Origin of the sequence: Streptomyces sp. KR80 (genome assembly GCF_052245555.1) — a bacterium.
Taxonomy (GTDB): Bacteria; Actinomycetota; Actinomycetes; order Streptomycetales; family Streptomycetaceae; genus Streptomyces.
The window spans coordinates 439,024-457,532 of the sequence record NZ_JBQQCD010000002.1 but is presented as its reverse complement, the minus strand read 5'-3'; the positions used below and the strand labels follow the sequence as shown (position 1 = coordinate 457,532).

The window sequence follows — 18,509 nt, the reverse complement described above, 5'->3', positions numbered from 1 at the left end:
CTAGACAACGTCGAATTCGTTGCCTTCCGGGTCCTGCAGCAGGACGGCGTACTGCCCCATGTCCGGCTCATCCGTGATCCGAAGCACGCTGGCGCCGGCTTTGATCAGTCTTTCCACTGTGGTGGTGACCCGCTGCGTGCGGACCGCCAACGGGACGTCGCGCCCGCCGCCGACCTTCAGGTCGAGGTGTATTCGGTTCTTGGTGGCTTTGGGTTCCGGAACCTGCTGGAACCACACCCGGGGCCCTTGTCCTGCGGGATCGACGATCGACTCCGGGATGTCGCCCGCACCTACAGGCAACTCCTCCTCGGGCACCCCCATGGCTGCCCAGTACTCCCGCCACGTGGCATGGCCCCCCGGTGGAGGTTCGGGTATGTATCCCAGAGCCTCGCTCCAGAACGCCACTAGCCTCTGCGGGTCGGCACAGTCGATCGTCAGTTGCAGCGTCATCTCCATAACCAGAGCCTGACAGACACGTCTGACATTCATGCTGGACCGACCTCGCCAATGGGAGAGGCACACTTTCGCAACAGGCTCTAGGTCCGCACCGGACAGGTTCGCGGCGCGTAGGTCCGCGCCGACCAGCATTGTGCCGGACAGGTTTGCGTCGTTCAGGTTCGCATAACGCAGTGTCAGGAAAGAGAGGTTCGCGGCGGACAGATCCGCGCCGTCCAGGTCCATGAACTTCAGCGAGGCACCTTGTGTGAACAGGCCGCTCAGTCGGGTGCCGCGTCCCAGATGGGCTCCGCGTAGGTACGCGCCCGAGAGGTCCACCCTGTGACCAGCAGCGTCATGACTGGGATCCCTTTCGTGGAGGACCCAGAGTGCGGCTGCGACATCGTTAGCAGGGTAGGCCGGGCCGGTGCTGCCCCTTCTCGGTTTCGGGGCATGGGCGCGGATGAAGGGGGGAAAGCACGTCGACCACGCTGGGCTGGTCGCGTGGAGAGTCCTGCATGATGCGTTGGAGGGCGTAGATGCCTCCCATGCGCACGCCCTGCGAGTCGTTGCCGAGGTTGTCGACAGCGGCGGTGTACCTGTCGGTGATCTGTCCTTCCCGGGTGAGGCCCTGTTCGCTGTTGACCTGCTTGATCGACACCCAGGTAAAACCGGCGACTGCAAGTGTGGCCATGCTCACTAGGAGCCCAACTGTCCAGTCGCGCCCACCAGCCCGTGCCCTTGGGGACAGCACGGTTGCTGTCCCCGGCGCTGGCACGCGGCTCGTCGGTACCTGACACCCCAGTGCTTGTGCGGGGTCGTTCCGTGGCCCGGCGGCGCTGGCCGCGCTGCCGCGATCCCAACGGAGCGCGCAGCCGAGACGCGGCTGGCAGCGCCCTCCGTGCGGCGGCCCGTCGGAGCTGAGTGTGGCGTGCCCCTGCCCGGGGCGTCCCCCTCGTCGTCATGGATCTATTCGAGCCGATCCGCGTGGGAGCCGCTGCCAATGGCGCAAAGAGGCTCGCTCGGCTCCAGCGCGATCCCCTCTAGGCATGCGGCTGACCTGCGAAGAAGCCGCGCGGCTCCACCCTCGGACGAAGAGGGCGGGGCCCCTTTCGTCGGTAAGGCACTCCGTTGCTCGCCCCCCCGCCCCACCGACGCTCACCGGGCAGAAACGATCTGAACTGCGAAAACGCAACCCAAAGGGCCGCCACGGACACCGTGGCGGCCCTAGTCGTTGCGGGGGTCTGGGAGGTCGTCTCATGGGTTGGCGCGGTCTCTGGCCCTGTTCGGCGGCGGATGGCTGTCGTCGGGCGGCAGTCCTGAGAAGCCCCAAGGTGGGCCACAGATCGTTGAGGTTCTCGACCCGCAAATCACGACCTCGATGCCGTTGCTTTCGTTGTGTTCCCCCGTCCACTCCAGGCTGGCTCGGCTCCGAGGTGACGGGCCAGCCCTCTTCGTAGTGCGCACCGCGGTGGGTCAGGTGTAGAGAGGAGGTGTGTTGCAGCGCCTCGCCGTGCTTCGCCGGTCGGCGCGAGCGGGTCATGCGATGGTCGTCATACCGATCGCATTGATGGTGGCGATCGTCGTGATCGACGTCCTTGCGCCGCCGGACATTCACCTGGGTCCTTTGCTGGTCGCCGGCCCCGCGATCACGGCTTCGTTCGCCGGTCCCTGGCTGACCGGGCTGGTCGCCGCCCTCGCCGTGGTGGCTCAGGCGTTCATCGCTGTGCTGCGCGATCGCGACGAGTTGTTCTCGGCGAACCACCAGGCACAGATCGGGGCCCTGATACTGGTCGGATCGAGTCTTGTGATCTTCTGCGTGCTGCGTGAGCGTCGCGCCAGGGAGCTGACGCAGGTCCGGTACGTGTCCGAGACCGCCCAGCGGGTCGTCCTGCGGCCGCTTCCCAAGAAGATCGGGCCGCTGCGAGTCGCCTCCCTCTATCTTGCTGCCGAGGCCGAGGCCCAGATCGGCGGCGACCTGTACGCGGCCGCGCGTACCAGCTCCGGCACTCGGCTGATCATCGGTGACGTGCGGGGCAAGGGCATGACATCCGTCGGTGACGCCGCCCTGCTGCTCGGAGCGTTCCGAGCCGCCGCCCACCGCCAGGCGACGCTGGCCGAGCTGGTGGCCTTTCTCGACGGCAGCGTCTGCTGGAACCTGGCGGAACCCGGTGAGACGGACCGGGTGGGGGAGACCTTCATCACCGCCGTCATCCTGGACATCCCCGACCAGGGCAGCAGTATCGACATGGTCCACTGCGGGCACCCACCGCCGATTGTGCTGCGAAACCGCCGTGCCACGACGATCGATGCCTACCAACCCGCGCCTCCGCTGGGCCTCGGTGAGGTGGCGCACCCTCGCTACCACGTCGACGCATTCAAGTTTGAGCCCGGAGACCTCCTGCTGCTCTACACGGACGGTGTCATCGAGGCCCGAGACTCCACCGGCGCCTTCTATCCACTCGCCGAGCGAATCACGGGCTGGACCGAGAGCCACCCCGAGGCGTTCCTGCATCGTCTCCGGCGTGATCTGCTCGACTACGTCGGCGGACGGCTGGGCGATGACGCCGCCCTCATCGCGATCGAGCGCCAATCCGCGCACGCGTCATCGTGACGCCTATGGATGTCGCCCCGAAGCGGTTCGCGCGGTCGCGCTCCAGCGATCTCACCGGACTTCTCGATTGGTGGCCCGGTCCTTCAGGGTCGGGAGGAAAAGCGTCCTGGGGATTGCGGTGCGGAGCGCCGCGGCATCGCTGCGAGATTGTTGGTCAGCGGACGTTGTCAGTGCCTCCGTTTAGCCTGCAGGCGTGAAGATCGTGGTGCAGGTCAGGTTGCTGCCGACGCCGGATGAGGCGTCGGTGCTTGCAGCGACTCTGCGCGCTGTGAACGCTGGGGCGAACGTGGTGTCGGCGGTCGCGTTCGAGAAGGGCGTGACCTCGCGGAATGACGTGCAGAAGCTTGTCTATGGCCGGTTGAAGGCCGAGTTCGGGCTGGGTGCGCAGGCAGCTGTACGCACGGTGAAGAAGGTCGTGGACGCTTACGCGACGCTGCGTGCCAATGTGCGGGCGGGGCGCTTGGGCCCGGAGGGGTCGAAGCGCCGTGGGAAGGCGACCTCGAAGCCGGTGATCTTCCGTGAGGATGCGGCGCAGCCGTTCGATGACCGCATTCTGTCCTGGCAGCACGATGCGGGGACGGTGAGCATCTGGACCACCTCGGGACGGCTCAAGGGCCTGCGGTTCGTGGGCTCCCCTGACCAGCTCAAGACGCTCGCCGCGTTCCGCAAAGGCGAAAACGATCTGGTGTGCCGGGATGGGAAGTGGTTTCTGGTGGCGGTGTGCGAGGTGCCGGCCGAGCCGCTGAATGCTGATCCGGTGGACTGGATCGGTGTGGACCGGGGCATCGTCAACCTCGCCACCACCTCGGACGGCACCCACTACTCCGGCCGGAGGCTGACCCGCTACCGCAGGTGGCAGGCGCGCAAGAAGGCCGAGTTGCAGGCCAAGCAGACCCGCTCCGCCAGGCGCCGGTTGAAGCGGCGGGCGAAGAAGGAGGCGCGGCACGCCGCGCACATCAACCACACGATCAGCAAGGAGTGCGTGGCCGTCGCGAAACGCACCGGACGCGGGATCGCCCTGGAGGAGCTCCGGGGCATCCGTGACCGGGTACGGCCTGGCCGCGACCAGCGGGCCGCGCTCTCCTCCTGGCCGTTCTACCAGCTCGACCAGTACATCGCGTACAAGGCCGAGCGTGCCGGGGTGCCGGTGATCTGGGTGGACGCGGCCTACACCTCGCAGATGTGCCCCAGATGCGGGCACACCGCGAAGGCCAACCGGCCCACTCGGGATCACTTCTGCTGTCGTCGGTGCGGGCTCGCTGGCCCGGCCGACGTCGTCGCCGGGGTCAACGTGCGCAACCGTGCACGCTCGGCGTGGGTTCTCGTCAACGGACCCGCACCGCGAGGGACGTGACCGCACGCCTTTGTGGTGGATGCGACCCGTGACCGCCCTGTCGTAGGGGGCAGTCGGGAGCGCGACTTGGCTTAAAGGAACTGAGTCAACAAGCTCGGTCCTTCAGGGCCGAGAAGTTGACAGTTCTCGGTGGCTGCAAGTGTCACACCAGGGGCGCCCTCGCGGAGGGCGTTTTGGCAGGTCAGGGCACGTTCCGCCACGCTCCGGAGGGCATGCCAAGTCAGGTGCCGCCCCTCCGTGGCTCCGCGCTGGCGCTGGCAGTGCTGGAGCTGTTCGAGCACAACCGCCCGGTACGCTTGCTCGGCGTGCGCGCCGAACTCCCGACACGGAAACCTGCGCCCGCTTGCCCCCCACCCGTCGTTTGCGGCGCAGCTCGAGGTGCGGGTGGAGAGCCCGGAGGACTGATGCGAAATCGCAGAGGCAGAAGGGTTTAGCGAACTCATCCTCGGCAAGCAGCGGGGGCATGAACAATATCCATGACCCCATGCCCGCAAACGATCCCTACGGCAACAACCCGGCCTATGCCAACAACCCGGATTATGGCAACAATCCGGGCCATGGCCGTAGACGGGACGGCGAGGGGAGAAACCGGGCAGCTCTGATCATCCACACGATCGGGGACATCGCAGCGGGCTTCCTGGGCCTGTGGATCCTGCTGTACCTGCTCGAAGCCAACCAGGGGAATGTCTTTGTCGGCTTTGTGGAGAGCGTGGCGAGCTGGCTCGCCGGATGGGCCCAGGACATCTTCACCATGGAAACCGAAGGGCTGCGAGTCCTCCTCAATTACGGCCTGCCCGCCGTGATTTACCTTCTGCTCGGACATGGGATCGCCGCCCGGATGCGCCGCCTCTGACTGAATTCGGGTCGGTCGGCTCCCTTTCCGGGAGCATCCGATTCATGTACTGGAAAACGCGCTTGCAGATCCCAGATGATGGGATTGTCCGCGAGCGCGATCGTGCATGTCGGTGAGGTCCGCGAGAAGATCGTGCAGCAGTCGCGGGCCTCACGACACAGCGCGGCGTGGTTGAAGGTCGCGGGGCTCGTCGGCCGGCTGCAATCAAGGCAACTCCAAGCGGGCACGGTCCTTCCCTGAGAACACCGGCGTCGCCGCCACGGCCATTGTCCTCGTCGCCGCAGACCGCGCACTGGTTGCCTGCTCGTGCCGCGACTGACAGGACCTCATCGCCCCAGTGTGCTTCGGTCCCGTTGTGTCCTCAGCAAGGAATGCTCTCATCAGGGATGCCTGCGCACCGCTCGGTGTTGGAAAGGCCGCAACGAGGGAGCGCCGTGGCGGGCTGATCGCCGCCCAGGCGGCCGCCGGCCTTGCCGCGGCCTACCGGGGGAGGGGGTGATCCACCGCGACATCAAACCCGGGAATCTCATGCAGAACGCCCACGGCACAGTGAGGATCGCCGACTTCGGCTTAGCCCGGTTCGTCGACGACGCGGCGGCCGCGCTCACCAGCACCGGCCACATCATGGGCACCAGCCTTTATCTCGCCCCCGAACGCGCGCTGGGCAAGCCCGCCGGACCCGGCTCCGACGTGTATGCCCTAGGCTGCGTCCTCTACCAACTGGTGGTGGGCGAACCACCTTTCAAGGCAGATACCTCGACGGCCGTGCTCCACGTGCACGTCGACGCTACGCCCCGCCACCCTCGCTGCGGCATCCGGAGCTGCCCGGGGCGTTCGAGGAGTATCTGCTCCGGATGCTGGCGAAGCAGCCGGAAGACCGTCCGAGCGCGCAGGAGGTTGCCGACTGGTTCGCCAGCGGGGCCTGGCGCGCCGGCGCCCAGCAGACTCGCAGGCCCGAAGGTCCCGGGCACGGCAAGAAATATGACCCAGCGCAGCGGTATCCGGTCCGATTGTGAGGCTGGGCCGCCCTTTCGGGCATGCCGATGCCGCGCGGCGTGTTCCCGTGGTGCCGCCCAGGGCTGTTTTCCTGCTGGAATGCCACGGATCAACCATGCGGTCTGTAGTCAACCGGTCACCTGGCAGTTCGTCACTCGCAGGTGACGCTGTCGCGGGGTACGTACTGGGTCCTGAAAGTCTCTCGTTTGACTTCCTTGCTACCGGACTTGAAGACCCGGTCAACGTTGACATCGAAGCCTTCGAGCGGGGTCTGCGGCTGACAGTTCTCCGCGGCCCCTGGTCGACTCCCCGGCTGCTTCACGTTGGTGCGAGGGCCTGTGACCGCTTCGACCGAGTCGAACTTCTTGGTGCCGAGGAAGGTGACGGTGACGGAGGTGTCCGTGGCACTCGCCTGGATGTAGATGGCGTTGCCCGAGTCGTTGTTGAACTTCAGGTCGAGACTGCCCCAGGCCACCGTTGCTTCCCGGCCTTCCGGGTAGCGTTCTATGTAGAAGGAATGAGCCCCGTACTCCACCGGTTTGACACCGGCGAAGAAGATGGCGTTGAAGACGGTGGTGGCAACGGCGGAGACGCCGCCGCCGGACGCCTTGGTGAACTGGTCATTCTGGATCATGACGCCGTCCACGAAGCCGTTGGCCTTGGTCCGCTCACCCACGGTGCGGTTGAAGCTCCAGGTCTCGCCGGGCAGCACGAGCGACCCGTTGATCAGTTCCACGGCACGGCCGATGTTCTTCGTGCGGTACGGGGTGGGCTCGAAGCTGACGGTGAAGCTGGACATCTTCTCCTTGATGTCCAGTCGGTCGAGGGTGTCACGGGTGACCTTCGGCTGCACCCGCTCGGTGGCTACCGCTGCGGTGCGGGCCGGTCCGGTCCTGGTCAGCAGGGACAGTACGGCTTGCTCGACCGCCTTGGCCGTGACCTCCTGCCCGGGTTCGCTCTTCAGCCACCACCCGCTCGCCGTCCAGGCGCAGTTTCGCTTCGACCGCCTCGTCGGTGGCCAGCGCCAGGGGGCGGGCCACCGCCGGATCGTTGCGGAGCCCCTCGCCGTCGAGGCCGGGTGTCAGCCGGTTCGTCTTGTCCGGCTTCATCGAGAGGTGCTCACCCACCGTCGCCGGGCTGATTTCGATCTGACGGCCGCCTGTGGTGAGGGTGACCGGGCCCGACATCGCGGGCGTGGCGAACTCCCGTATGGCGCGGGACACTTCTGCCGCATCGATATGGGGTTCGGTCTGCCGGACCGGCAGCCGGACGGGGTCGGCCCCGTGGCTGAGGTCAGCGGTGCTCAGGGCCGCGAGTGCGCGGTCCACGTCCAGAGACTGACCGGTGACCGGCTGTACAGGCACCGGCTTGCCCTTTTCGAAGGTGATCGCGCCGTTCCGGGCCTTGTGGTCGTGCGCTTTCGCCGTCTTGGCCAGCACCGCGCGGGCCTTTGCCTCGTCCACGCGGATTACCGGCTCGACGTCGCGGTCGCCGGAGGTGAACAAGCGGCTGATCACGGTCAGCGGGTCGGCCCCCAGTCGCGTGGCACGGGCGACGGTCCCCCTGCTGTCCAGAGAGAAGCCGGCCGCACGCGCGTCGATGGCGTCGGTACGGTCGCCGATGCGCATCTTCACCGGAGACGACCAGGCCGCACCCAGCTGCCTGTCCAGCTTCTCCTTGGCCTGCGAGCGGTTCAGGCCCCCGATGTCCACGCCGCGCACCCGGGTGCCCGCGGGGACGTCGTCACCGGACGCCAGCAGGCCCACCAGATACAGCCCGCCGAAACCAAGTCCTACCGCCCCCGCTACGAGCGCGACAGCGTGTATTCGGCGACGACCGGCCGCGGTGATGCCGACGGGTATGCCGAGGCGCGAAAAGCGATGCACTGAATCTCCTTGTCGATGGCCTTCGCGTCGCACGGACATGCCTCACGCAATCAGTCACAGATCTGGTCAATCGTATAAAAAACGCCGCAGTGGCTGTGTGAGCTCTGTCTCCATCCGGCTCTCGAGCAACGTGCACCGCCGCGCCACCGCGCATGGAGGTCCGGTATTCGGGGACCGGTGGGTCTCACCCAAGGTCGGCGCCAGATCCACGCTGCGCAGCACTGCACGTTCAGATTGGGCTGCCCGTCTGCGTTCCGTTCGGGCCTCGTGTGGTCACGGCTCACTCCGGGCTCGGGACGCCGCCCCCGGGCCGGGGATGTCGCGGCGGGCGTCGGCGGCGGCGTAGACCAGGGCAGCGACGATCGCTTCTGCGCCCCACAGGCCCCAGACGGTCGCGGGCGCGTCGGTAGCAAGGAGCGCGGGAAGGGGCAGCAGACCGACCGCGAGGAGGGCGGGTGCGGTGCGGTGGAGGGAGCGGGCCAGCTGCGAGGCGTCGCGCTGGCGACGGCGAGTGAGATGGACGGCGCAGGCGGCGGTGGTTGCGAATCCGAGGACGATCAGGGTCCAGGCGAGGATTTCCATGTGCGGTCACCTTCGGGCGGACGGCGGCTGCGGCGCGCCACGGGCGTACCCGTGTGCCGCCTGCATGCGCACCGGGGCGGCGCTCGTGCCAGCAGGAGTCGCCCATCTACGGCTGCGACGCCGGACGCTGCTCCTGCTGATTACGCCACCCGTACCGGGTCAGGCCCCTCGGCTTGTACACCGACAGCGTCACGGCCACGAGCAACACGAGCAAGGCGGCGCCGGTGTCGGCCAGGAGCTGGATTCTCATCCCGACGAGATCGCCGCTGGAGAGGCTCCTCTCGGCCGCGACGCCTGCTATGTGGCTGGCCACCTGCATGTGCACCAGCAAAAGGATGGTCGCGAGGACGGTTATCAGCAGTTTGAACAGAACCCAGTAGTGCCGGAACAAGCCCCACGTGGTGCCCAGCGCCTGGACCAGCCCGGTAAGCAGCGAAACGAGGCTCAGCGGGACGAGGACGAACCAGCCGATTACCTCCATCGCGAGATATGCGCCGCGCGCCGTCTGAGCATCCTGGCTGGTCAGACCGGCAATGGCGAGGGCGAGGAAGCCGACGACGGCGCCGAGCCAGCCGACCGAGCTTGTGACATGCGCGGTGAGCGCGAACTTGCGGAGGCGAGGGTTCATGGTCCTCACGATCAGTGGCTGCTCATGCCGCCGCCGAGGGTGTGCATGAGGACGAACGCCACGACCAGGGCGGCGAGCGCGACGATCCCGAATACCTTCGCCCAGCGTGGCGCGCTGGGGGGCGCTTCGCGGCCGGGCCCTTCGCCGGTGGTGCCGGGGTGGGAGGGCGAGTCAGCCATGTGCGTGTCCTTCGTCCGTCTTACGCGGGTGCTACGGATCTCATGTCAGGAGTTTACGAGACAAGATGTCGTTATCCAATCGTGGTGTCGCGAGATCGTCGTAACGTACACTGTTGTGGTGCCGAGGCTATGGAACGAGACGATTGAGGCGCACCGTCATGCAGTGCGCGACGCGATTCTGGAGACCACTTGGGCGCTGGTGACCGAGCGCGGGCTGACGTCGGTGACGATGTCGCAGATCGCTGAGAAGGCGGGCATCGGACGAGCGACGCTGTACAAGTACTTTCCCGACGTCGAAGCGATCCTCGACGCCTGGCACCAACGTCATATCACCGCCCACCTCGAGCATCTCGCCCAACTCCGCAACCAAGCCGACGATGCCAGCGAACGGGTCGAAGCCGTACTCGAGGCCTACGCGCTCATCTCCCACCACCGCGAGCACCACGGCGCCGAACTCGCCGCACTCCTGCATCGAGGTGAGAACGTCGCCCAAGCGCAGCAGCAGCTCATCGAGTTGATCCGAGACCTGCTGACCGATGCCGCAGCCACCGGCGACATCCGGGACGATGTCGCGCCTGACGAGCTCGCGAGCTACTGTCTCCACGCCCTCACAGCTGCGAGCAGTCTGCCGTCGAAAGCCTCGGTCCACCGGCTCGTCACGGTCACTCTCGCTGGGCTGCGCCCCTCACGCTGACTCGTTCTGATGCCGCTGGAGCGGGAATGTTGGTCGCCCTTCTCGGGGGCGGCGGCACCGCATCACCGGCGGCCCAGATCTGTCGGAGAAGCGGCCCCGCGGCAACCGTCGCTGAGCGCCGACTTCCTCGCGATGGCCGACAACGAGAAGGTCCGCTCCATCGCCGCCGCACTGGCCGGCGACCGTGAAACCGCTGAACGCGTCGAGCTCACCCTGCCCGGGACCGGAGTCTGCGGTGGCTCCGGCCCTTTCGACGAGCACCGAGGCGCACCTCGAACCACCCACACGACTCATCACGCACCTTCGTGGAAGTTACATGGCCAGCAGTGAGGAGCGGCCTTGCCTGACGATCTGTCCGGCTCTTCGACGCGCTCCGGCCGGAGATCGACTACGACCGCGCTGGCGCGGTCCCGCAGATCGAACGGTCGGCGGCGGATGAGCCGGCAGGAGATCCGTGCCTTGGTGGAGGCGTTGGGCAGCATCCGTGATGTGCTCGCCGAGGCGGAGCCGAAGGACAAGGCCGAGGTCTATCGGCATCTGGGTCCTCGGCTGGACTACGAGCCCTCAAAGCAGCTGGTGCGGGCCGAGGCGAAGCTCGACCCGCACCAGTTAGGGATATGGTCCGTGTCCGAGGGGGGACTTGAACCCCCACGCCCGATAAAGGGCACTAGCACCTCAAGCTAGCGCGTCTGCCATTCCGCCACCCGGACAAGGTGTTCGCGGCCCGGCCCTGGGCCGGTCCCCGACGGGGCAACCATAGCAAACTCGGGCCCATGCCCGATCACCCCGACGGGTGGCCCGGCCGGGTGCGGAGGACGCCGCCTGTGGCGGCCGTGTGACGGCGGCATGACGGCCTTGGGCTGCGGCGCTGGGCGGGGGAGGATGGCGGTGGACCCCCCGACCGCGGCCCACGGGGCCGCACTCGGGCGTCCGCGGCAGCGAACCTGAGGAGGCAGTGTGAGCGAGTCGGTTTCGGACGTGATGACCACCGGCATCACCGGTGAGGACGAGGTCGTCGACCTGTGTCGGGAGCTGATCCGGATCGACACGAGCAACTTCGGCGACCACTCGGGCCCGGGGGAGCGGGCGGCCGCCGAGTACGTCGCCGAGAAGCTCGCGGAGGTCGGGCTCGAGCCGCAGATCTTCGAGTCGCACCCCGGCCGGGCCTCGACGGTGGTGCGGATCGAGGGAGAGAACCCCTCCCGGCCCGCGCTGCTGATCCATGGCCACACCGACGTCGTCCCGGCCAACGCGGAGGATTGGACCCACCATCCGTTCTCCGGCGAGATCGCCGACGGCTGCGTATGGGGCCGCGGAGCGGTCGACATGAAGGACATGGACGCGATGACCCTCGCCGTCGTACGGGACCGGCTGCGCAGCGGCCGCAGGCCGCCGCGCGACATCGTGCTCGCCTTCCTGGCGGACGAGGAGGCCGGTGGCGTCTACGGCGCGCGCCACCTGGTCGACCGGCACCCCGACTTCTTCGAGGGCGTGACGGAGGCCATCGGCGAGGTCGGCGGATTCTCCTTCACGGTCAACGAGAATCTGCGGCTCTATCTGGTGGAGACCGCCCAGAAAGGCATGCACTGGATGCGGCTGACCGTGGACGGCACTGCCGGGCACGGCTCGATGACCAACGACGACAATGCCATCACCGAGCTCTGTGAAGCGGTCGGGAGGCTCGGCCGCCACCGGTTCCCGGTCCGCGTCACCAAGACCGTGCGGTCCTTCCTGGACGAGCTGTCCGACGCCCTCGGCACCCCCCTGGACCCGGAGGACATGGAGGCGACCCTCGCCAAGCTCGGCGGCATCGCGAAGATCATCGGGGCTACGCTGCGCAACACCGCGGCCCCGACCATGCTCGGCGCGGGCTACAAGGTCAACGTGATCCCGGGGCAGGCCACCGCACATGTCGACGGCCGCTTCCTGCCGGGCCACGAGGAGGAGTTCCTGGCCGACCTCGACCGGATCCTCGGCCCTCGCGTCAAGCGTGAGGACGTGCACGCCGACAAGGCGCTGGAAACCAGCTTCGACGGCGCGCTGGTCGAGGCGATGCAGTCGGCGCTCAGGGCGGAGGACCCGATCGCCCGCGCCGTGCCGTACTGCCTCTCGGGCGGTACGGACGCCAAGTCCTTCGACGACCTGGGCATCCGGTGTTTCGGCTTCGCGCCGCTGCGGTTGCCGCCCGAGCTGGACTTCGCGGGGATGTTCCACGGTGTCGACGAGCGGGTGCCGGTGGACGGACTGAAATTCGGCGTACGCGTGCTTGACCGTTTTCTCGATCAATGTTGATCAGGTCGGGAAAGATCGCGACAAGGAAATCCGGTGAATGATCGTGGCACTGAAACGAAAAGCCGCTGATCGGGGGTTTCCGGATACTTAGCTGAAACGAGTGATGGACCGAACATACCCGTAGCTCCGTTCCCCCTTCCTCGTTACAGGCAATGCGATCCCGGCTGGGAGCGCATTGCCGACTAGGAGGAAGAGTGATCGAGAAGGTCGTCGCTGCTGCGGCTGTCGCCGGCCGTGCGCGAGCCGGTGCGCATCCGTGGCGAGACGGTCTCCGAGATCGGGCTGCTGAATCCCGCCTTCGGCAACACCTGCGTCCACACGTGACGTTGTGTCACGCCCCGTAGGGGTGTGATCCCGGGGCCCGAGGTGCGCGCCATGCATGTCGAGGCCGCTGGGAATCCGCGAGCGGGCAATCGCCCGTCAGCTTTTCGAAGATAGGCAGCAGGGGAACGAAACCTATGCGACAGGTCGCGAGAAAGAGCCTGATCACGGTTGCGGCTGCGAGCGGAATGCTCGTCGTGACCGGGGGCTACGCGCACGCGGACGCGGGCGCGGAAGGAGGTGCGCGGAATTCTCCCGGCGTCGGGTCCGGTAATACGATCCAGGTGCCGGTGCGCGTGCCGATCAATATCTGTGGCAATACGGCACAGGTTGTCGGGGTCCTCAGCCCCACCGTCGGCAACAAGTGCGTCAATGGCGGCAAGGACGGAAAGAAGGACACCAAGGCCCGGGGCGGGAGCAGCAACTCGGGTGGTGTCCTCTCGGGCAACACGGTGCAGGTGCCGATCGATGTGCCGGTGAACGTCTGCGGCAACAACGTCACGGGCGCCGGTGCGTTCAACGTCACCGGCGGCAACAAGTGCGTCAACGACGGCAAGGCGGGCAAGCCGCACAAGCCGAAGAAGCCGGGAAAGCCAGGGAAGCCGGGGCACCCCGGTAAGCCGGGGCATCCGGCCAAGCCCGGGGCTCCGGGCGCCCCCGGTGACCGAGGCAAGCCGGGTGAGCCCGGTGCCGGTGGCGCTGTGGAAGAGCCGCAGACCGTCACCGCTCCCAAGGGTGAGGAGCAGCTTGCGGCGACCGGTACCGAGATGCTCGGCGCCACCGCCACTGCGAGCGCCGTGCTGCTGATCAGCGGGGCCGTGCTCTATCGCCGTTCCCGGGCGGCATCGAGGTCGTAGACCGGGCGGTCAACAATTGAACAACGGCAAACCGATCGGACCCTGCGGGTACAGGGTCCGATCGGTTTGCCGTCTTTTCCCCTTTTCCCCGTTTTGTATCTCACCATGTGGCGTGCAACTGGCGAATGATCCGGCGCTTCAGCCGTACTCGGCGGCTGCCGTCCGGGTTCAGACGTAGTCGGTCCAACTCCCAGTGTCCGTACTCGGCATGGTCGGTCAGCAGACGGGTGGTGGCCTTGCGGGAGACCCCGCGTGGCACGTACACGTCGCGAAATTCGTATTCCGGCATCGCATCTATTGTGCGGGCAGTGCCCCTCTGCGGATAGCGTCTGCACTATGTCTGATGCTGCGCAGCCATCCGCTGCCGAGGTACGTGCCGCCGCCGAGGCGATCAAAGCCGCGCTCGACCGCCACCTCGACGCGGTCGAACGCCGGTCGGGAGAGGATGATCCGGCCGTCTCCGCCGCGTTCAACGAGTTGGCCGCGGCGGCCGAGGAGTACGACGAGCTGCTGTACGACGCCTATGACGAGGTCACGCCGTTCGAGATCCCGAGCGACGGCACGATCCCCGATTACACCGGCCCGGAGGAGCCCAGCGCGCTGAGCGTGCTGATCCGCCGGGACTACACCGTTGTCGAACCGCAGCGACTGCTCTCCCAGGCCCAGCGGGTGACCGACCTCGACCCCGACGCGGCGCCCGTCGACGACCGGCGGAACGGTGCCGGGGAGGCCGACGCCGGGAGCCAGGCGGGGAGCAGCGTCCACGCGGCGCTCGGGGTGGTGTTCGGCGAGTACGAGCCGGACGAGATCGCTTCCCGGCACAAGGAATTCGGGCTGGAGGAAGGCGACTCCACGCTGTGGGTGGTGGCCGCGGACGAACCGGCGGAGCCGGGGGAGTGGCTGCAGGCACCCTTCGACCAGGCGGACCCCGAGAGGGTCCTCTGCCGCTTCGACGTCAGTTCCGTGTTCGACGAAGAACTCGACGAGGAGGACGAGGACTGACGGGACGCGCTCGCCCGCGGGCGCTGAGCGCCCCTTCCCGCCCTTGACGAACGCGACGACTCGCGCCGTCGGCCGGGCTCAACCGGCCGGCGGCGCGAGCGTCTGCAGCAGCGTCCCCAGCCGGGTCGTACGTTCCGTCACCGGCGCCTCGGCGACCGCCCGGGGCAGTGCATGGCCCGCACCGTGGACCACGGACAGATGCCGCTCGCCACGGCTGAAGGCGGTGTAGACCCAGGACCGGGTCAGCGTCTGGGTGGCATCGCCCGGCAGCACGACCACGGCGGCGGGCCAACGCAGGCCGACCGCCTGGTGCGCGGTGACCGCCCAGCCGTGCCGTACGGTCTCGGCGACGCGATCGGGAGGCACGAGGACGGCAGCGCCCGCACAGTCCAGATGCAGTCCGTCGGCATCAGCGGAGACCACCGTGCCCGGCAGGGTCCGACCGGGGGCCGGTGCGTAGGTCACACGGTCGCCCGGGTCGAAGCCGCCGAAGCGGCCGGGGCCGGGGTTGAGCCGCTCCTTCAGGGCGGCGTTCAGCGCCCGCGTGCCGACGGCGCCGCCATGCCCCGGTGTGATGACCTGCGTGTGCTCCGAGGGCACGCCGATCGCGCGCGGCACGGAGTCGGCGACCAGCTGCACGGTGCGGTGCACCGCCTCTCCGGCGTCCCGAACCGGGACGATCACCACCTCCTTGCCGGGCGCCGCCACCTGGTTCAACTCGCCGACGCCGACGCCCGACACCAGCTCGCTGATGGGGCCCGGGTCCGGGGTGCGGGAGGCCACCTGGGGGCAGGCGCGGGCGGCGATCACATCGGCGAAGACCCTGCCCGGCCCGGCCGACCACAGCACGCCCGGGTCGCCGCTCAGCACCAGCCGGGCGCCGTCCGGCAGGGACTCCACCAGCATGGCGGCCGTCTCCACGTCGAGCTGCGGGGCGTCCAGTACGGCGAGCACATCGAGTGCGAGCGCGCCGTCCGCGTCGCGGCCCGGGCCTTCGGCGCCGGACAGCAGCCCGGCCACGGTGACGGCGGGACCGGCCACGCCCTCGCGGCCACCGTGCTCGCTGGCTTCTGGGGCCTGTCCGGGGAGTCCGCCGACAGCGGTCGGTCCTCGGCTCGCGGCGCCATCCGCGCGTCCCCCGGCGTTGGGCGCGTGCCCAACGGCTGCCGAATCCCGGTCGTCGGCACCGGGCGTTCGGCCCTCGATGCCCGGTGCCCGCCCCTCGGCCTCTCCCCGGGCACCGGTTCCTGGACCCGGACCTTGGGGCCCTGCAGGCGATCCGGTCGTGTCCGGCTGTGCCGGCCCGGCGGCGGCGTGCGCCGCGGGCGTGGTTCCCGTTGCGGCCGCGTCGATCAGGCGGGCGAGGCGTCGGCGGCCGTCTTCGCTGTGCGCGGCGGCGTAGGCCCGCAAACCGAGCGCGCGGGCCGCCGCCACGACGGCCGCGGGCTCGGCCCGGGCGGCCTCGCCGCCGGTGTGGGCCACCAGGCCACTGGCCGCCACCGCGCGGATCAGCTCGCCGGCGGAAGGCGAGGGGGCGGCGGCCTGGGCGGCAGCCGCCCAGTCGCTGGGCGAGGGCATGGTCCCGGCGAGTCCGCCTACGCCGGCGGAGTCGGTGCCTGGGGAGTCGGGGTCCGGGGAGCCGGGATACAGGGTGTTGGACCCCGGGGAGGCGGCGCGCGGGCGCTCGACACCTCGACGTTCGGCGGCCGGAGCACCTCCCTGCACGTACCGGGCGCTGGGGTCCGGGCCGGATGCCGAACCCTCCTCCGCTGTGAAGGTGTTGGCCAGCCGCGCCAGACCGTCGGCGAGGCTCTCCTCCGCGAGCGCATACCGGTCGAGGCCCAGCAGCACGCGCACCGGCTGCTCCTCGTCGCCCCCGCCGTCTCCGGCCGCCGTGCCCCCTGCGCCCGTGCTGTCGAGAGCGTCCTGGAACACCAGCACCCCACCGCTCGCGATGGCCGTACGCAGCGCCTCCTCCGGATCCGGCACGGACTGCCCGGCCAGCGCGGCGGTGAGCTGGGCGGGTTCCAGAGCGGTATGCCCTTGGAGAGCGGCCCGCTCCAGCAGCCAATGGACGAGCGCCTGCGCCCGCCGCTCGTCGCCCGGCCCGCACTCCGACCCGAGGAGGGCCCGGGCGAAGCCGTCGGCCTGCTCGGGGCGAACGCCGGGGAGGGCGAGCAGCTGCCACGGGTCCTCCCGCAGCGCCTGCGGGGCGGCCTCGCCGAGCACCTCGACCGCCTGTGAGGCGAGCGTGGTCGGCGCGCCGCCTTCGCTCAGCACCTGCCGGACGGCTTCCATGTCGCCCTGTGGGACGCGTCGCCCCGGCGGCGGCTGTGCCGGGCCAGGCTCCCGCGCGGGCGCGGCCGCAGCCGGCCGGCCTTCGGCGGCCGACCCACCGGCACTCCCCGTGGCCGGAGCCTCGCTACGGCTACGGTCCGCGGTGGCCGGGCCGCCTCCTCCGCGCCCGGCCGCGGGCTGCGAGGTGGTAACGGCAGTGGTGAAGAACGAGGTTGCGGACTCCTTCCCACTCTCGACGGCCCGCACGGCCGCCAGCAACTCTGCGGCCTGCCCACCGAGTTTGGCGCCCACAGCTGCGGCCGCCTCCTCCGACAGCCGCCCACGCTCCGTGCCGCCCTGGCCTTCCCCGGCCCCTGTCCCGCCTTCTGACCGGTCACCGCGGTCATCGGGGGCGGGTGGCGTATCCAGGGCTGTCAGATCTGGGCGGTCCGGCGCCGGGGGAGCAGCGCCGGGGCGGGCGGCCTCTGGCGCAGTGGCCTCGGCGGCGCGGCGGTCCGTGGTCACAGGGTGCTCCAGTCCTGGTCGGGATAGTGGTGCACAGGCGCCGACACGTCGTCCAGCGCCTCGCAGATCTCGTCAGGAAGACTAAGCGCCTCCACTGACAACGCCGCCGTGAGCTGCTGGGCGTTGCGCGCGCCGACGATCGGGGCCGTGACGCCGGGCCGGTCGCGCACCCACGCGAGGGCGACCTGCAGCGGCGTCGCCGCCAGCCCGTCCGCTGCCGTGGCGACCGCGTCCACGATCCGGCTCGCGGTCTCGTCCAGATACGGGGCCACGAAGGCGGCCAACTCCGGTGAGGCGCCCCGCGAGTCGGCCGGGGTCGCGTGCCGGTACTTGCCGGTCAGCACTCCGCGGCCCAGCGGCGAGGACGGGAGCAGCCCCACCCCGAGATCCAGGGCGGCCGGCAGGACCTCCCGCTCCACGCCCCGCTGCAGCAGCGAGTACTCCATCTGCGTGCTGGCCAGCCGGGTGCGGAAGCCGGGCGCGGCCAGCTGCCAGGTGGCCGCCTTGGCGAGCTGCCAGCCGCAGAAGTTGGACACCCCTGCATAGCGCGCGCGGCCGCTGCTCACCGCCAGGTCGAGCGCCTGCAGTGTCTCGTCCAGCGGCGTCGTCGGGTCGAAGGCGTGCACCTGCCACAGGTCGACGTAGTCCGTGCCGAGCCGCTCCAGCGAAGCGTCCAGCGCCGCGAGCAGATGGCCGCGCGAACCGTCGAAGCGGCGCTCGGGGTCGGGCACGCTGCCCGCCTTCGTCGCGATGACCAGGTCGCGGCGCGGCACCAGGTCGGTGATCAGCTGCCCGAGGAGATACTCGGCGCCCCCGTCGGCGTACACGTCCGCCGTGTCCACGAGCGTCCCGCCGGCCTCCCAGAAGGCCTTGAGCTGGTCGGCGGCGTCGTGCTCTTCGGTGTCCCGCCCCCACGTGAGGGTGCCGAGTCCGATCCGCGATACACGAAGGCCCGTGCGGCCGAGGTGCCTCTGCTCCATGACCGTTGAGATTACTGGCCAAAGGCCCGCACGC

The 18,509-nt window shown here is 69.1% G+C and carries 17 protein-coding genes, 1 tRNA gene and 3 pseudogenes; 10 read left to right on the top strand and 11 right to left on the bottom strand.

Annotation, left to right across the window (positions count from 1 at the left end; all coding sequences use genetic code 11):
* The 3 genes and pseudogenes from ACTWQI_RS05060 to ACTWQI_RS05050 form a co-directional block, all read right to left on the bottom strand.
* Positions 1-456 carry a VOC family protein gene (locus ACTWQI_RS05060; protein WP_443267933.1) on the bottom strand — a complete coding sequence of 152 codons (456 nt, stop codon included), beginning with the start codon at positions 454-456 and terminating at the stop codon, positions 1-3.
* Between the two features lie 93 nt (positions 457-549).
* Positions 550-774 (bottom strand): annotated as a pseudogene (locus ACTWQI_RS05055) (pentapeptide repeat-containing protein); the annotation flags it as partial.
* Between the two features lie 67 nt (positions 775-841).
* Complete coding sequence (locus tag ACTWQI_RS05050; RefSeq protein ID WP_443267802.1) at positions 842-1,129, bottom strand: hypothetical protein; 288 nt, start codon at positions 1,127-1,129, stop codon at positions 842-844.
* A gap of 852 nt (positions 1,130-1,981) precedes the next feature.
* Between ACTWQI_RS05050 and ACTWQI_RS05045 the strand changes: the two genes are divergently transcribed.
* The 4 genes from ACTWQI_RS05045 to ACTWQI_RS05030 all read left to right on the top strand — a co-directional run bounded on the left by ACTWQI_RS05045 (position 1,982) and on the right by ACTWQI_RS05030 (position 6,417).
* Positions 1,982-3,049 (top strand): PP2C family protein-serine/threonine phosphatase, encoded by a 1,068-nt coding sequence (locus tag ACTWQI_RS05045; protein WP_443267932.1) that lies wholly within the window; start codon positions 1,982-1,984, stop codon positions 3,047-3,049.
* 193 nt (positions 3,050-3,242) lie between these two features.
* Entirely contained in the window at positions 3,243-4,403 is a 1,161-nt protein-coding gene (locus ACTWQI_RS05040; RefSeq protein ID WP_443267800.1) for an RNA-guided endonuclease InsQ/TnpB family protein, read from the top strand.
* Between the two features lie 484 nt (positions 4,404-4,887).
* Entirely contained in the window at positions 4,888-5,256 is a 369-nt protein-coding gene (locus ACTWQI_RS05035) for a hypothetical protein (protein ID WP_443267930.1), read from the top strand.
* Positions 5,257-5,784: 528 nt separating this feature from the next.
* Positions 5,785-6,417 carry a protein kinase domain-containing protein gene (locus ACTWQI_RS05030; protein WP_443267929.1) on the top strand — a complete coding sequence of 211 codons (633 nt, stop codon included), beginning with the start codon at positions 5,785-5,787 and terminating at the stop codon, positions 6,415-6,417.
* Here the strand turns inward: ACTWQI_RS05030 and ACTWQI_RS05025 are convergent.
* The 4 genes and pseudogenes from ACTWQI_RS05025 to ACTWQI_RS05010 form a co-directional block, all read right to left on the bottom strand.
* A pseudogene (locus ACTWQI_RS05025) lies at positions 6,404-8,177 on the bottom strand (VanW family protein). The gene ACTWQI_RS05030 and the pseudogene ACTWQI_RS05025 overlap by 14 nt on opposite strands.
* 234 nt (positions 8,178-8,411) lie before the next feature.
* The gene (locus ACTWQI_RS05020; protein ID WP_443267798.1) at positions 8,412-8,720 is read right to left on the bottom strand and encodes a hypothetical protein; all 309 of its coding nucleotides are present in this window, start codon (positions 8,718-8,720) and stop codon (positions 8,412-8,414) included.
* A gap of 106 nt (positions 8,721-8,826) precedes the next feature.
* Entirely contained in the window at positions 8,827-9,348 is a 522-nt protein-coding gene (locus ACTWQI_RS05015) for a hypothetical protein (protein ID WP_443267796.1), read from the bottom strand.
* An 11-nt stretch (positions 9,349-9,359) separates the two neighbouring features.
* The gene (locus ACTWQI_RS05010; RefSeq protein WP_443267794.1) at positions 9,360-9,527 is read right to left on the bottom strand and encodes a hypothetical protein; all 168 of its coding nucleotides are present in this window, start codon (positions 9,525-9,527) and stop codon (positions 9,360-9,362) included.
* Positions 9,528-9,690: 163 nt separating this feature from the next.
* On the opposite strand from ACTWQI_RS05010, the gene ACTWQI_RS05005 reads away from it, so the two are divergent.
* Together ACTWQI_RS05005 and ACTWQI_RS05000 are read left to right on the top strand one after the other, a co-directional pair.
* Complete coding sequence (locus ACTWQI_RS05005; protein ID WP_443267792.1) at positions 9,691-10,221, top strand: TetR/AcrR family transcriptional regulator; 531 nt, start codon at positions 9,691-9,693, stop codon at positions 10,219-10,221.
* Positions 10,222-10,344: 123 nt separating this feature from the next.
* Positions 10,345-10,551 (top strand): annotated as a pseudogene (locus ACTWQI_RS05000) (hypothetical protein); the annotation flags it as partial.
* Between the two features lie 295 nt (positions 10,552-10,846).
* Here ACTWQI_RS05000 and ACTWQI_RS04995 read toward each other — a convergent pair.
* Positions 10,847-10,931 (bottom strand) — tRNA-Leu (locus tag ACTWQI_RS04995).
* 271 nt (positions 10,932-11,202) lie between these two features.
* On the opposite strand from ACTWQI_RS04995, the gene ACTWQI_RS04990 reads away from it, so the two are divergent.
* The 3 genes from ACTWQI_RS04990 to ACTWQI_RS04980 all read left to right on the top strand — a co-directional run bounded on the left by ACTWQI_RS04990 (position 11,203) and on the right by ACTWQI_RS04980 (position 13,691).
* Positions 11,203-12,513, top strand: a complete 1,311-nt coding sequence (locus ACTWQI_RS04990) for a M20/M25/M40 family metallo-hydrolase (RefSeq protein WP_443267927.1) — start codon at positions 11,203-11,205, stop codon at positions 12,511-12,513.
* Between the two features lie 234 nt (positions 12,514-12,747).
* The gene (locus ACTWQI_RS04985) at positions 12,748-12,837 is read left to right on the top strand and encodes a chaplin family protein (protein ID WP_443267790.1); all 90 of its coding nucleotides are present in this window, start codon (positions 12,748-12,750) and stop codon (positions 12,835-12,837) included.
* 134 nt (positions 12,838-12,971) lie between these two features.
* The gene (locus ACTWQI_RS04980; protein ID WP_443267789.1) at positions 12,972-13,691 is read left to right on the top strand and encodes a chaplin; all 720 of its coding nucleotides are present in this window, start codon (positions 12,972-12,974) and stop codon (positions 13,689-13,691) included.
* 100 nt (positions 13,692-13,791) lie between these two features.
* Here ACTWQI_RS04980 and ACTWQI_RS04975 read toward each other — a convergent pair whose 3' ends face one another.
* Positions 13,792-13,980: a DUF5703 family protein gene (locus tag ACTWQI_RS04975; protein WP_443267787.1), complete on the bottom strand. Its 189-nt coding sequence runs from the start codon at positions 13,978-13,980 to the stop codon at positions 13,792-13,794.
* A gap of 47 nt (positions 13,981-14,027) precedes the next feature.
* Here ACTWQI_RS04975 and ACTWQI_RS04970 point away from each other — a divergent pair, with 47 nt between their 5' ends.
* Entirely contained in the window at positions 14,028-14,693 is a 666-nt protein-coding gene (locus tag ACTWQI_RS04970) for a hypothetical protein (RefSeq protein WP_443267785.1), read from the top strand.
* Between the two features lie 78 nt (positions 14,694-14,771).
* Here ACTWQI_RS04970 and ACTWQI_RS04965 read toward each other — a convergent pair whose 3' ends face one another.
* Both ACTWQI_RS04965 and ACTWQI_RS04960 read right to left on the bottom strand, forming a co-directional pair.
* Positions 14,772-16,991, bottom strand: coding sequence for a helix-hairpin-helix domain-containing protein (locus ACTWQI_RS04965; protein ID WP_443267784.1), 2,220 nt, complete (start codon positions 16,989-16,991; stop codon positions 14,772-14,774).
* Between the two features lie 500 nt (positions 16,992-17,491).
* The gene (locus ACTWQI_RS04960) at positions 17,492-18,475 is read right to left on the bottom strand and encodes an aldo/keto reductase (RefSeq protein WP_443267782.1); all 984 of its coding nucleotides are present in this window, start codon (positions 18,473-18,475) and stop codon (positions 17,492-17,494) included.
* Positions 18,476-18,509 lie beyond the last annotated feature (34 nt).

Coding starts and splice junctions, on each gene's coding strand:
- ACTWQI_RS05060 (WP_443267933.1), bottom strand. CDS start 456: ATGGAGATGACGCTGCAACTGACGATCGACTGTGCCGACCCGCAGAGG.
- ACTWQI_RS05050 (WP_443267802.1), bottom strand. CDS start 1,129: ATGGCCACACTTGCAGTCGCCGGTTTTACCTGGGTGTCGATCAAGCAG.
- ACTWQI_RS05045 (WP_443267932.1), top strand. CDS start 1,982: ATGGTCGTCATACCGATCGCATTGATGGTGGCGATCGTCGTGATCGAC.
- ACTWQI_RS05035 (WP_443267930.1), top strand. CDS start 4,888: ATGCCCGCAAACGATCCCTACGGCAACAACCCGGCCTATGCCAACAAC.
- ACTWQI_RS05030 (WP_443267929.1), top strand. CDS start 5,785: ATGCAGAACGCCCACGGCACAGTGAGGATCGCCGACTTCGGCTTAGCC.
- ACTWQI_RS05020 (WP_443267798.1), bottom strand. CDS start 8,720: ATGGAAATCCTCGCCTGGACCCTGATCGTCCTCGGATTCGCAACCACC.
- ACTWQI_RS05015 (WP_443267796.1), bottom strand. CDS start 9,348: ATGAACCCTCGCCTCCGCAAGTTCGCGCTCACCGCGCATGTCACAAGC.
- ACTWQI_RS05010 (WP_443267794.1), bottom strand. CDS start 9,527: ATGGCTGACTCGCCCTCCCACCCCGGCACCACCGGCGAAGGGCCCGGC.
- ACTWQI_RS04990 (WP_443267927.1), top strand. CDS start 11,203: ATGACCACCGGCATCACCGGTGAGGACGAGGTCGTCGACCTGTGTCGG.
- ACTWQI_RS04980 (WP_443267789.1), top strand. CDS start 12,972: ATGCGACAGGTCGCGAGAAAGAGCCTGATCACGGTTGCGGCTGCGAGC.
- ACTWQI_RS04975 (WP_443267787.1), bottom strand. CDS start 13,980: ATGCCGGAATACGAATTTCGCGACGTGTACGTGCCACGCGGGGTCTCC.
- ACTWQI_RS04970 (WP_443267785.1), top strand. CDS start 14,028: ATGTCTGATGCTGCGCAGCCATCCGCTGCCGAGGTACGTGCCGCCGCC.
- ACTWQI_RS04965 (WP_443267784.1), bottom strand. CDS start 16,991: ATGGAAGCCGTCCGGCAGGTGCTGAGCGAAGGCGGCGCGCCGACCACG.
- ACTWQI_RS04960 (WP_443267782.1), bottom strand. CDS start 18,475: ATGGAGCAGAGGCACCTCGGCCGCACGGGCCTTCGTGTATCGCGGATC.